At 47.2% G+C, this 13,601-nt stretch carries 9 protein-coding genes; 2 read left to right on the plus strand and 7 right to left on the minus strand.

What is annotated here, in order from left to right:
* Nucleotides 1-4 precede the first annotated feature (4 nt).
* Entirely contained in the window at nt 5-1,408 is a 1,404-nt protein-coding gene (locus KDK15_RS11535) for a hypothetical protein (protein WP_257295504.1), read from the plus strand.
* Here KDK15_RS11535 and cysG read toward each other — a convergent pair.
* Entirely contained in the window at nt 1,394-2,767 is a 1,374-nt protein-coding gene (gene cysG / locus KDK15_RS11540; RefSeq protein WP_257295505.1) for a siroheme synthase CysG, read from the minus strand. The two genes, KDK15_RS11535 and cysG, sit on opposite strands and share 15 nt — an antisense overlap.
* Before the next feature lie 394 nt (nt 2,768-3,161).
* On the opposite strand from cysG, the gene KDK15_RS11545 reads away from it, so the two are divergent.
* Nucleotides 3,162-4,541, plus strand: a complete 1,380-nt coding sequence (locus KDK15_RS11545; RefSeq protein WP_257295506.1) for an MATE family efflux transporter — start codon at nt 3,162-3,164, stop codon at nt 4,539-4,541.
* Nucleotides 4,542-4,585: 44 nt separating this feature from the next.
* Here KDK15_RS11545 and KDK15_RS11550 read toward each other — a convergent pair whose 3' ends face one another.
* The 6 genes from KDK15_RS11550 to KDK15_RS11575 form a co-directional block, all read right to left on the minus strand.
* A complete protein-coding gene (locus KDK15_RS11550; RefSeq protein WP_257295507.1) occupies nt 4,586-7,036 on the minus strand; it encodes a baculoviral IAP repeat-containing protein in 2,451 nt (816 codons plus the stop codon).
* Nucleotides 7,037-7,173: 137 nt separating this feature from the next.
* Nucleotides 7,174-8,460, minus strand: a complete 1,287-nt coding sequence (serS, locus tag KDK15_RS11555; protein WP_257295508.1) for a serine--tRNA ligase — start codon at nt 8,458-8,460, stop codon at nt 7,174-7,176.
* 148 nt (nt 8,461-8,608) lie between these two features.
* Complete coding sequence (gene crcB, locus KDK15_RS11560) at nt 8,609-9,010, minus strand: fluoride efflux transporter CrcB (RefSeq protein ID WP_257295509.1); 402 nt, start codon at nt 9,008-9,010, stop codon at nt 8,609-8,611.
* A 78-nt stretch (nt 9,011-9,088) separates the two neighbouring features.
* Nucleotides 9,089-10,417, minus strand: a complete 1,329-nt coding sequence (locus KDK15_RS11565) for a replication-associated recombination protein A (RefSeq protein ID WP_257295510.1) — start codon at nt 10,415-10,417, stop codon at nt 9,089-9,091.
* Entirely contained in the window at nt 10,414-11,133 is a 720-nt protein-coding gene (gene lolA, locus KDK15_RS11570) for an outer membrane lipoprotein chaperone LolA (RefSeq protein ID WP_257295511.1), read from the minus strand. Before lolA ends, KDK15_RS11565 begins: the two co-directional genes overlap by 4 nt.
* Before the next feature lie 23 nt (nt 11,134-11,156).
* Entirely contained in the window at nt 11,157-13,526 is a 2,370-nt protein-coding gene (locus KDK15_RS11575) for a DNA translocase FtsK (protein WP_306800318.1), read from the minus strand.
* Nucleotides 13,527-13,601: the final 75 nt, after the last annotated feature.

Below are 13,601 nucleotides of genomic sequence, written 5' to 3' on the forward strand. Positions count from 1 at the left end.
TTAAGTGGATGGAATATACCAAAACCATTTAGATGAGTGCAACCCAATGACCCCTTTGTCCTTCGACCCTGACCCAGTACCCAGTTCCTTCAGAACCAGCAACACAAAAACCAGTGATCAAAGTTCATGTTTTGGCAACCGCCATGTTATTCCCTGTTCAGGTTCTGATCTACCTGAAATGAAAATTGAACCTATGGATACCGGCGAAACTTCATTTTGCAGTAACCTGTCGCAACGCAGTATAATACTGTCGCAAATACGGTCTTTTCTTAAACCTGACGCAAGTGAACAGGCAGCAAATATCCTGCTCGATATTATAAATATTGAATGCCAAACCCTAAGAGGCCATGAAATATATTTTCTCAGCCAGGAAGATATATCCAATTTTATTTCTGATCGCTTTAAAGTGAGATCATATTATCTACTACACCAGTTTGAGAATACGTGTTTCAAAAATATTAATGAGGACTTACGGGCAATTTCATTATTTACGGAATTTAATATAACCACCGAAATGGCAATAAAAAGCTTTATACATAGTGAATATTGCCCAAAAACAGCAGGTACGAATATTTTTTTCCGTGCAGGCAAATTCACTTGTGTCAATGACGAAATGGGCCGCTGCAGAAATTCTATCCTGAAAGAGCAAATTTTTGACCCTAAAACGATTAATCAACAGGGTCAAGCTTATGGTATTGGCTTATACAGTACTCCAAGCATCGCTGCCGCCAGGGGTTACCTCCATAAAGGTTATAATAAAGGAAATCCAGTCACCATAGTGGCCGTATTCATTAAACCCGATATAAATATCCTGTCTCTGGCAAATGGCAGTCCATTTTCCTGTTTTTTAGACCAACGATACCCGATGTTTAAGAAAACAATAATGAAAGATATAAGACAGGATAAATGCCATATAGAAAACTGCCTTTATATCATGCCCGCATCAGAAACCCGATATGGTTATACATTGATTAAGTCGCCAGAAATAATCAGAAAAGTTTCCCCTTATGATTACAGCTTGCTAACAAAGCTACACGTGCCTTTTAGCCGTGACGAAATCAGTGGGTATAAGATGACACCACGGCCAATGTCAGCCAAGTTACAGCCTGAATATATCAAGCATGATTTAATTGAAGTAACTCCTGATTCTGACAAGTCGTATCTGCCAATTTATCGTTATGCCGCCAGAAATCGTTTTGCAACCAATAGTGAGTTCCGGGATAACAATTGTAAATCAGAGAACCAGGAGGAGATCTGCGAAAACAACTATAAATTCTTCACAACCATAGACGGAATCAATTATCTAATCAGGCCATCAGCTCGATCATATGAACTTTTCAGAGATTTTTCATCACCTGTATTTCATGTTCAATACAAGCTTTCAAAAAACAGGCTAACACCATCTTAATTTGTCTCTAAGGCTAACCACACTGCCAATAATGATCATTGTCGGAGCCTTTACCTTTTCGGACTCAATAATTTTATTAATGGTGGCCAGAGTTCCGGTAAAGACCCGTTGATTCCGGGTAGTACCCTGTTGAATCAAGGCTATGGGCGTCTGTGCATTCCTTCCATGATCAATTAACGCCTGACAGATACGGGGAAGCCCCATTAATCCCATATAAAACACCAGCGTTTGACTGGGATCCAGCATTTCATTCCAGTTCAAAGCATAGCTATCATCTTTCAGGTGTCCCGTGACAAAGCGGACCGACTGGGCGTGATCCCGATGGGTCAGGGGAATACCGGCATAACTGGCACAGCCGGAAGCGGCAGTTATACCAGGCACCACCTGGAAAGGTACACCCTCACTGGCCAGTGTTTCAATCTCTTCGCCACCACGTCCAAAAATAAAGGGGTCGCCCCCCTTCAATCGCAGAACCCGCTTGCCCTCTTTGGCCAATTCGACCAACAGGGCATTGATTTCTTCCTGGGGTCGTGTGTGTCGATCCCGCTTTTTACCAACGTAGATATAATCTGCATCCCGGCGACAAAGTGCCAGAACATCTTCAGACACCAGCCGATCATGAAGCACAACATCAGCCTGCTGCATTAACCGCAGCGCTTTGAATGTGAGCAGGTCTGGATCACCCGGACCTCCGCCCACCAGATACACTTCGCCGATTTTCTGCTCCGATGTGTTTGCCAGGGTCTGTTCAATCAAACGCCGGGCACCTTGCAGATCACCCACCAAAGCCTTTTCCGCAGCAGGCCCTGCCAGTACCTTCTCCCAGAAGTACCGGCGGTCATTGATCTCACTGAACCTGGCCTTGACCATATCGCGGCATTCACCTGCCAGTGCCGCCAGACGGCCATATCCCCGGGGCAACAGCGTCTCCAGTTTCTGCCTCAGGAGACGGGCCAGAACCGGTGCTTTACCACCGGTTGAAAAGGCAACCACCACCGGAGAGCGATCAACAATTGCCGGCATTACTGCATTGCCAGCATCCGCATCATCCACCACATTAACAAACAGCTGTCGCTGCTGCGCCAACATTGCTACCTGGCGGTTAACACCCTCATCATCCGTTGCAGCAATGACCAGACAGACACCGTTCAGGTCATGGCTATCAAATGGTTTTTTCAGCAATTGGTGATTACCGCTGGCAAGAAACTCGCGAATATCTGCGGATATCTCTCTGGCCACCACTCGAACATTGGCGCCAGAAGCTTTGAGAAGCCTGATTTTACGCAGGGCGATATCGCCACCACCCACCACCAGACAACGCTGGTTACGTACCTGTAGAAATAATGGCAGATAGTCCATGTTCTTCTCGTTATTGATAAAGCTGTTGACATAAGGTTGCAGGCTCGGATTATGTAAGCCTGCGGTCCGGCTGGCCGGATTTGGATGTCACGAGTTTACCAGCATACGACAGAATGAAGATAACAATACTTTCTTATTATTTATTATTAAAAGTTATAAAAAGTCAGGAATTGAACGATGGATAGGGAAAAATCCGACTTCTATCTTATGCGACTATGAGAGTACAGTTGATATCAAATATGACGATATAGCTTTATTATACTGTTATTGCATCACCCCGACATAACCATAAGAGGATGCTATATAGTTCATGGTTGTTTATATCCGAATGAGACTACTCCCCTCTTTCACGGATTGAAACGCGCTTCAGGCCCCAATCATTGTTAGTCGCTTTATGACCAGTCAAACTATCGAAAACTCAGCCCCAAACAGGGACTTCCTGCGCAATCTCTGGCAATTGGCATTGCCTATTTCCCTGCAATCCATGATGTTCTCAATGCTTGGATTGATCGATATATTCATGGTTTCCATGCTGGGTGAAACAGAAGTTGCTGCGGTAGGCATGGGCAACCGGATTTTTTTCTTTAACCTGATTCTGATTGCCGCCCTGGGCAGTGGCATGAACATTATGGCCGCGCAGTATGTTGGTGCCCGAAGTATGGATGGCGTGCGCAGAACGCTGGTTCAGACCATCATTGCAACACTGGCCATCACCACCTCATTTACCATGTTCTACCTGTTCTTTCCAGAACTGATCATGGGCCTGATCAGTGATGACCTAAAGCTGAAGGCTCTGGGAAGCAGCTATCTATTCATCACGGCTCCCTCTTTTCTCTGCGTAGCAGTCACCATCCCGCTGGAAGCCCTGCTGAGAACCAATAATGACGCAAAAACACCGACACGCATTGGCTTTATTACCATTCTTATGAATGTGCTGTTTAATTATCTGCTTATATATGGCCATTTTGGCTTTCCAGCCCTTGGGGTTGCCGGTTCTGCATGGGGAACAACCATCTCCCGGTTGATTCAGGTTGGCCTGCTCATCTATTACATCCTCAAGGTTCGTCCCGGCCTCAAGCCGGTAAAAGCTGACCTGTTGCAATGCAAAAGTCGTAAACATTGGCTTAAATACATGGGCATCTGTGTTCCCATGCTGATTCAGGATGGCCTCTGGTCATTTGGCCTGGTTCTTTACAACCTGATGTTCGCCCAGATGGGGGTTGTTGAACTGGCGGTGATGAGCGCCATATCTTCCGTTGAAGGCGTTCTGATTTCCCTGTTTATCGGGTTCGCTATCGCTACCTCGATCATACTCGGAAAGGAGCTCGGCGCCGGAGAATTTGAGCTGGCCTGGAAACAGAGTCGTTATTTTATGCTGGCTGCTCCGGCAACTGCCTTATTGATTGGCTTTCTTACCCTGATCTTCAATGAGCAGATTGTCAGAATGTTCGGCAAGTTTCAGGGTGACACCTTGAAAATGGCCAGTGAGGTGCTGATTATTGCCGGTTTTGCCTTATGCATCCGGGTCATCAACCTGACCGGGATTGTTGGTGTACTGCGCAGCGGTGGTGATGTGAAAGCCACGGCAGCCATCAATATTATTGGTATGTGGTTTGTCGGTGTACCACTGACCTGGACAGCGGTGAATATCTGGCATTGGCCACTGTACCTGGTGTTTATCTGCGCCCTGATGGAAGAAGTGACTAAAGCGGTTCTGGTGCTTTACCGGGTGCTGGCAAGATACTGGTTGAAAAATCTCACTGTTGAGAATTAAGCAAATCGCCCTGGCGCTTCCGCCAGGGGCGATTTGCTTAAACATCATCTGGATGTTTGTTGGATAATGTCATCCCAGAATATGTCCAGCTTCTCACTGATGAATTGGTGAAGGTCTTCATGCATGAACCTCGTACGAGCATCTGCAACGTTAGTAGCACCTTCAATAATTTCCTGCTCAGAGAGCCCTGGTGTATCTGGACTGTACTGTTCCATCAACAACTCAGTGCTACTCTCTGTCTTACCATGCCAAACTGAAAACTCAGCATTTTTCATTCTTAAAAGATTAAGCAATGCCGGCTCAGTGTTAAACATATCCATAATATAATTTTGAAAATCGGCCAGATTCATAATGCCGCTGGTGAATTTTCTTTTAATTTCAGCCATCACATTTGGTGGCTGCCTGCCAACAGTGCTGTAACACTGTAGAATTTGATTCTCAGGGAATTGGCAGATACTTTGGGAAAATAGATTCTTAATGTAACCTCTTATTTCGGTGGATTCTCTGGCAGCAATCAGTAGAGTACCCGTGCTTCCCCTTGTAGTAGACAATACATTGTAAAGTACTGACTCATTGTAAAATAATTTTAATTTCTTCAACAGGTTGAATATGTGGACAACATCAGAATCCGACTCCAGTTCCCGATTGATATTAATGAAAGCCATTCGTGTCTTGATTTGATCGATGATTTCTGATGTATGATCCTGACAATCCCGATCGTAAGCAGCGTCAATAATCAAAGCAATTTCAGCACCTACATCTTCCGACTGATCTTCTCGAAGTGCCAACAGATTCTGCAGGATTTGCAATAAGTTTAATTTAAGCTCGTTGCTTTCGTTTTGAGCAGCATTAACTTTTCCATGCAACCTGTCCATTGCATTGTGAAGCGGCGAACCAGGAAGAAAGCTACGGTGAAATGCCTGCAGACATCTTTGAACATTGCTTTCGATAGCCGGAGTGGCAACTGCCTGACTCTGCCTGACCCTATTCTGCTGGCCAGGTTGATTTTGCTCCCGGACAAAATCATATAACGTCATTCCGTCCAATCTCGCTCGCCCTTCACGCCAGTCGAATTGAAATTTATAATAGTCCAGTTCGACCTGTTCTTGCTGCAATTGATGGTCATCCACGGGTGAGCGATACAAATGTGGATGACTTACCAAAGGTCGGGCTAACACACGTTGTTGTTCTTGTGTTAATTGTTGTTGACAGGCTTCGATAAATCCTCCACCTTTTTTTTCCCGCAAAAAAGAGCACTCAGGGTAAAGTTTTGCATGAACCTCATCAAGGGAGCACTCTCCCCATTCCTCTTGCCACTCTTTAATTGAACCCCCGCAGGTGAAACAGAACAGTGTTTTTTCCATCAGCGACAAATAAAATCCAGCATCTGCTATTGTAAATGCACTCTTATTGGTAGTAGGAAAATTACGTATGAATCTCATTTGCCTACCTGCACCATACTGAACGATAGAGTTAGTACGATCTCTCCTGTCTGTCATATATGGGTTATACATTGTAGAAATCAGCCCCACATCAGAGGCTGCGGCATGATCAGCACCATATCCCGCATTAGCGGTTGGTAACGCTGTAATATCATTAATTAAAAGAAACGCATTGAACCGATCCTGTCTATTGATAATAAAGTATTTAAGATCGTTATTGCTAGAAGGAATATCTGAATTTACATTGTATAACTCGGCATTATCACGAAAGTTTCGTAACAGTTTCCGATCCGCTAATAACGCAATAATCGAATCAAATTGTTTATCTTCTCCATCAATATGGCAGAAATACTGAGTTGGGCTGTTAACGCCAGAAACAGGATTTGAGTTTTCCGGGGATAGTGCAGGCTGGCAATACTGCTCTGGTGATCTCTGACCATTGATTAAATTCAACGAACGATTTCCACGGGAAACAATTCGCTGTGAGCTACTTTGTGGTGCAGGTAAATGACAGGCATCTTGCCTGTATCCACTGGCTGATGCCTGTTCTGTCAAACGTGTTTGATCCGCTGATCTGGAAACATTTAATCTCTCTATATCATTAACCAATAAGAACTCTTGCTGAACACGACCATTCTCAAGGATCAATGTTTTTAATTCACTATCTTCATGCGGGATATGAAAATCAGGAAGACGTTCTTCGATACTCGCCCTGAAGTTATCCATAAAAGGCTGAATCCGGAGCAGTGACCGTAGTGAAGTAAATGTTTGAGTCTGACCATTAATGTTACATTGATAAGTACTCACCGCCTGATTATGGTGATTCTGAAAACCTGAAGGAAGGTCATATTCATGGCCAGAGAAATCAGTATAACCAACAGGCTCCTGATTACTCGATAAATAATTGTTTGACGTACTATCAATTGGCCTTACAACGTATGAATGATATCTCGAACCAGCAGTCGCCGAAAGGTTATTATAAATACTAAGTTCATTATTGCTGTCCGAGTCAATATTAATCTCTATAGGATCCCTCGCTGAAAGATTATTCACCACACTCTCCTTTAGTTCATGATTACAGTTAGTTTTTGAACAAAGTTGATTGATGATAATACTTTAGATTTAAAATACAGCTAACAAAACATTTAAAATAAGTGGGTGAAATCAAGCGATTCACCCTGCTGATCTCGTTAGAGAATACTAATTCCTCCCATATAACTCTGAAGCGCTTCGGGAATATGGATACGCCCATCCTTATCCTGGTAATTCTCCAGTACCGCCACCAGAGTACGACCCACGGCAAGACCTGAACCATTCAGCGTGTGAACCAGCTCCGGCTTACCTGATTCATTGCGGAAACGCGCCATCATACGTCGTGCCTGGAAATCAACACAGTTACTGACGGAAGAGATTTCACGATACTGATTCTGGGCGGGCAGCCAAACTTCAAGATCATAGGTCTTGGCGGCCCCAAAGCCCATATCACCACCGCACAGTGCAACGACGCGATAAGGCAGACCCAGTTTCTGGAGAATAGCTTCTGCATGTCCCGTCATCTCTTCCAGGGCATCGTAGGATTTGTCAGGATGGACGATCTGTACCATCTCGACCTTTTCAAACTGGTGCTGACGAATCAGGCCACGGGTATCACGACCATAACTGCCCGCTTCGCTCCGAAAACAGGAAGTGTGAGCGGTCAGACGAATGGGCAGTTGATCAGCTTCTACAATGTGTTCGCGCACCAGGTTAGTCAGGGTAACTTCAGCCGTAGGAATCAGGAAAAACTGCTTCTGATCAGTACCGGTGTCATCATCACAGGCGGTTTTGAACAGGTCTTCACCGAATTTGGGCAGCTGGCCAGTGCCATACAGGGCTTTATCATGAACCAGCAGCGGGGTGATAACTTCTTCATAGCCGTGCTCAGTACTCTGAACATCCAGCATAAACTGAGCCAGCGCCCGGTGCAGGCGAGCAATTTTGCCACGCAGCATGGCAAATCGGGAGCCGGAAATATGGGCAGCCGTTTCAAAATCCAGGCCAAGAGCTTCACCCAGATCCACGTGATCTTTGACGTCAAACTCAAACTTCCGTGGCTCACCCCAGGTACGAACCAGTACGTTGTCGTTCTCGTCTTTACCTTCTGGTACTGAGCTGTCTGGCAGGTTAGGCACTTCCAGCAACAGGTTATTCAATGCTTCCTGCAGTTCGGCCAGGGCCTGCTCATTTTCCTTAAGCTCGGCATTCACCTGATCCATGCGCTCTTTAAGCTCCGAAACATCACCACCCTGCGCCTTGATCTTGCCAAATTCCCTGGAACCCGACTTACGTTCACTCTGCAGCTGCTCAGTTTTAACCTGAAGCGACTTGCGACGCTCCTCCAGAGAAATCAGACGCTCAACATCCAGTTTGTAGTGCTTCTTTAACAGCTGTTCCGCCACAGCTTCAGGATTGCTGCGAACGATTTTGGGGTCTAGCATATTCCTACCAAATTAACTGATTGGATGATGGTTTTCTTATCCGGGCAGACGCTTCAAGCGTTTACCATTTTTGTCACGGATAACCCGCTGATGATACACCATGACTCTGCGACATTCGATAAAGATAATGAGCAGGAAGTAAGGACAATTAACCGTTCAGGACCATCCGAATACCCTGATAACCCAACCAGGTGCCAACCAGGCACAGAATAACACTGGCCAGCATGTAGGCCATTGCCTCAACCAACCGGTGGGCTTGAAAAAGCCGGAAAATATCCAATGAGAAAGTAGAAAAGGTGGTTAATGCCCCCAGAAAGCCTACTGTGGCAAAATCTTTCCAGATTGCAGGAAGCAGGCTTTTCTCTACCAGACAGTACCAGCCAATCCCAATAAGAAATGAACCAATAATATTTACCGTTAAGGTCGGTAGTGGAAACAACTGATCATTTCCGGATTTTGCATACCATTCATAAACCAGTGAACGTGCCAGTGCTCCAAGGGCTCCCCCGGATGCTACAGCAAGGTAGTTCAGCAAGTACGGATATTGCATCAGAGCTTCCTTTCAGATTCAGGATCGGAACACGAGCTAAACTTGTATTCAAATATGATTGGATAATATCGTATTAAATCATCTCTTTTTTAGTGTACTCTCTTCATCAAGCCGTTTCAGCCAGGCCAGCTTTTCTTTAATCTTAATCTCCAACCCGCGATCATTCGGTTGGTAATAGTCCGGAACATCCATCTCTTCTGGAAAATAGCGCTCCCCCGCAGCATAGGCATTGGGTTCATCATGGGCATAGCGATAACCATCACCGTAGCCAAGGCTTCCCATTAATTGGGTAGGTGCATTCCGCAGGTGATGAGGAACCTCATAGGATGGATTACTTTTTACATCGTCCAATGCCGCTTTCCAGGCTTTATAAACCGCATTACTTTTTGCTGCACAGGCGCAATAGACCGTTGCATGGGCCAGGGCGAGAAGCCCTTCCGGTGCTCCCAGTCGTTCAAATGCCTGCCAGGCATTAATGGTGATCTCCAGTGCTCTTGGGTCTGCATTGCCAATATCCTCACTGGCAATAGCCACCAGCCTGCGAATCACATAGAGAGGATCCCCTCCCCCATCAACAATTCGAGCGGCCCAGTAGAGTGCCGCATCCGGATTGGAGCCGCGAACGGACTTATGAAACGCTGAAATGGTATCGTAAAATGCGTCACCGCCTTTATCGAAACGCCGCCCGGTATCGGCAAGTATGGCCTGAACCGCCTCAGACGTGATAATGCCGTTCTCAGCCAGATCCGATGCAATTTCCAGAGTGTTGAGCGCCTTGCGACCATCGCCGTCAGAATAGCGAATCAGAATATCCCTGGCACTCTTCTCCAGCTGGATCTCCTTACCGCCCAGACCTCTTTCTTCATTGGTTAAAGCCTGGTCAACAAGTTGACCAATCGCCTCTTCTCCCAGCGACTTAAGTACATAGACCCTGGCCCTTGAAAGTAATGCATTATTGAGTTCAAACGATGGGTTTTCGGTGGTGGCCCCGATAAAAATAACGGTACCATCTTCTATATGAGGCAGGAATGCATCCTGTTGAGACTTGTTAAACCGGTGAACCTCATCGACAAACAGTACCGTTTTCCGCTGGTAAAACCGCTGTTCATCCTTTGCCCTTGCTACCGCTTCCCTTATGTCTTTAACCCCGGAAAGTACAGCAGAGAGGGTTTCAAAATGCGCATCGGTTTTTGTAGCAATCAGCCTTGCCAGTGTCGTCTTGCCAACGCCAGGCGGTCCCCAGAAAATCATGGAATGCAGCATACCCTGCTCCAGTGCTTCCCGCAGGGGCTTCCCTCTGGCAAGAATATGTTCCTGCCCCAGGTATTCATCGAGGACTCTGGGGCGCATCCTTGCCGCCAGAGGCTCATAGCGAGCTGCAGCAGGGGCATCAAAGAGTGAGGTCATACCCTGCTCTCATCAATAATATCAAAACCAGCCTTCTCTAATTGCTGCAGGTCAGGTTCAAACAGTTTATTGTCTACCGGTTGATTGAGGTTCACCCCGGTAAAGTCAATTCGTCGCTTACCACCAAGAGAGTCCACAATAGTGATGACTGAAATCTCATCGCTGGAAAAATGGATCTCCAGACTTTCAAAAAGATCCGACGCTTTACCGGGTCTCAGGGTATAAACCACCTCAGGGCCATAGTTCATGCGAGTCACAGCGTACTCCATCAGAAACTCACTGGCATCACCACTAAGCAGTTGCACGGCAGTCGGTCCTGACTGATTGTCCTGCTTTTTAATCACCACCTGCTTAAAGTCAGGGTCGAGCATCCAGAGCTTGCCATCTTTGGCAATGATCTCCTGGTTAAACGGTGAAGTGATATTCCAGCGGAACTGATTTGGCCGCTTAAGCTGCATACTCCCCTTCTCAACTTTGGAGCGACCACTTTTATCCATCGTACTTTGAGAAAAATTAGCACTGACAGTATTCATGGCCTGCAGCTTTTTAGCCAACTCCTCAGCGGCTCTCTTATCATGTTTTATACTGGCAGGCGTACTGCTTTCAGCCTTGGCCAGCATGGACGGATGAACGAGCTCCTGCTCAGCAGGCCAGACTGGCATGCTAATAGCAAAAAACAGTGGTAAAACAGCCAATAACCGCGTTATCTTCATCATAAATAGGATCTTAATCTGGATAATTAATGCTTGGGCGGTGGTGGAGCAATGACTTCACGATTGCCGTTAGTCAATGCCGGGCTGACAACACCTGCCGCCTCCATGGCTTCAATCATTCGGGCAGCACGGTTATAACCTACTTTCAGTTGTCGTTGAACCGAAGAAATGGATGCCCTGCGGGACTCGGTAACAAAAGCCACGGCTTCATCATAAAGAGGATCTTCCTCACTGTTGTCCAGCCCACCGGAAAATGCGCTGCCTTCGGAACTTTCACTCACACCATTGAGAATCTCTGCAACAAAATCCGGCGTTCCCCGCAGCTGCCAGTCGGCAACCACCCGATGCACTTCATCGTCAGCAACGAATGCTCCATGAATACGAACAGGAACACTGGTTCCCGGGGGTAGATAGAGCATGTCACCGTGGCCCAGTAACTGCTCAGCGCCACCCTGGTCGATAATGGTGCGGGAGTCAATCTTACTGGACACCTGGAAACTGATTCGTGTAGGAACGTTGGCCTTAATCAGACCGGTAATAACATCCACGGATGGACGCTGTGTGGCCAGAATCAGATGAATACCGGCTGCCCGGGCCTTTTGGGCAATACGGGCAATCAGCTCTTCAACCTTTTTACCAACAATCATCATCATGTCGGCAAATTCATCAACCACTACCACGATAAAGGGCAGCGTGCCTAATTCTGGTGCGACATCTTCCGCTGATACAGGCTGATAGAAGGGATCCCTGTGCGGCTCGCCCTTTTTCAGGGCTTCTTTCACCTTGCGGTTATAGCCGGCAATGTTACGAACCCCCAGATGCGCCATCAGCTTGTATCGACGCTCCATTTCTGCAACACACCAGCGCAGGGCATTGGCCGCCTCTTTCATGTCCGTTACTACCGGAGCCAGAAGATGCGGAATGCCATCATAGATCGACAACTCCAGCATTTTCGGGTCAATCATGATCAACCGCACATCTTCCGGGCTGGACTTGAACAACATGGACAAGATCATGGCATTGATACCGACGGACTTACCGGAACCCGTGGTACCGGCCACCAGAAGGTGCGGCATTTTGGCCAGATCAACAATCACCGGCTGACCGGAGATATCATGTCCCAAGGCAAGGCTGACCGGAGACTGAGCGTCATCAAACGCCCTGGATGAAATGATTTCACTGTAGAAAACGGTTTCACGGTCATCATTGGGAATCTCAATCCCCATCACCGACTTTCCGGGAATCACTTCCACCACACGAACACTGACCACTGCCAGAGAACGGGCCAGGTCGCTGGCCAGATTGGTAATTTTACTGGCCTTGGTACCGGGTGCCGGTTGAATCTCAAAACGGGTAATGACCGGCCCGGGATGAACGGCAACCACTTCGACATCGACACTGAAGTCTTTTAACTTCAGTTCCAGCAACCGGGACATAGCATCCAGTGACTCTGGACTCATGGCCTTGCCGGAGGGGCGGGCTTCATCGAGCAACGATGCGGTTGGTAAACTGCCGAGCGGGGTATGTTCCACCAGAGGAGACGCTTTCTCCATCCCCGGAGGAGGGACAATAACCGGCTTTGGCTTATCGGCTCTCTTCTCAACCATCGGTGGAACCGATGGCATAGAGTCTTCCTGCAGTTTTAGTGCAGGCTCCTGCTTTTTGGCAGGCGATAGTTCTCTTTGCTCAGACTGACTCTGCTTCCTGGCTGCCAGCTTCTCTTGCAACGCAAAATAAAGCGCAATCAACTTTTCTTTGCAGTAAACGGCGAAGCGCAGGCTCCAATAGCCGACACTGTCCATCAGACGAAACCAGGAAAGATCGGTATAAAGCGTCACGCCGAGGAGAAACAGAGCCATCAGCAGCAGTGTACTGCCGGTGACATTAAAGGCTGGCAGGAACAGCTGAATCAGCAGCTCGCCAATAATACCGCCGCTGGACGAGGGAAACAGCGCACTCAACCCATGATAGTGAAGTGAAGCCAGGGCGGCACCTGACGCAATGGCCAGAATAAACCCCATACTGCGAATCAACAGTAACCAGGAATTCCATTCATCAGGTTCATGCCGGTAGCGAAAAACCTTGATCGCCTTGATCACCAGAATAACCGGCACCATCCAGGCCAGAAACCCAAACAGGGTTAACAGCAAATCCGCCGACCATGCCCCAATTCTGCCGGCACTGTTGGCAATATCTTTGACCGGGCCAACATAAGACCAGCCGGGGTCGACCTTATCATAACTGACCAGTGCCAATGCCAGAAAAGCGGCCAGGACCAGCCAGCCAAACATGATGCATTCACGCACTCGTGATGAGAGCGTTTCCGTCACTGCTTCGCCCCGGGTTGAACCCTTGCGCCGTGGTATGGAAACAGGCTCTTCTGACTGCCCTTTCATGGGCTGAGGTCTATTATCCGGTTGAGGACTCTTATCCAGTTGAGGACTCTTATCCAGTTGAGGACTCTTATCCAG

The organism is Endozoicomonas sp. YOMI1 (genome assembly GCF_024606345.1).
GTDB lineage: Bacteria > Pseudomonadota > Gammaproteobacteria > Pseudomonadales > Endozoicomonadaceae > Endozoicomonas.

Bases quoted from the DNA above. Each gene is read 5' to 3' on its own strand.
- cysG (WP_257295505.1), bottom strand. From the start codon at position 2,767: ATGGACTATCTGCCATTATTTCTACAGGTACGTAACCAGCGTTGTCTG.
- KDK15_RS11545 (WP_257295506.1), top strand. From the start codon at position 3,162: ATGACCAGTCAAACTATCGAAAACTCAGCCCCAAACAGGGACTTCCTG.
- serS (WP_257295508.1), bottom strand. From the start codon at position 8,460: ATGCTAGACCCCAAAATCGTTCGCAGCAATCCTGAAGCTGTGGCGGAA.
- crcB (WP_257295509.1), bottom strand. From the start codon at position 9,010: ATGCAATATCCGTACTTGCTGAACTACCTTGCTGTAGCATCCGGGGGA.
- KDK15_RS11565 (WP_257295510.1), bottom strand. From the start codon at position 10,417: ATGACCTCACTCTTTGATGCCCCTGCTGCAGCTCGCTATGAGCCTCTG.
- lolA (WP_257295511.1), bottom strand. From the start codon at position 11,133: ATGATGAAGATAACGCGGTTATTGGCTGTTTTACCACTGTTTTTTGCT.
- KDK15_RS11575 (WP_306800318.1), bottom strand. From the start codon at position 13,526: ATGAAAGGGCAGTCAGAAGAGCCTGTTTCCATACCACGGCGCAAGGGT.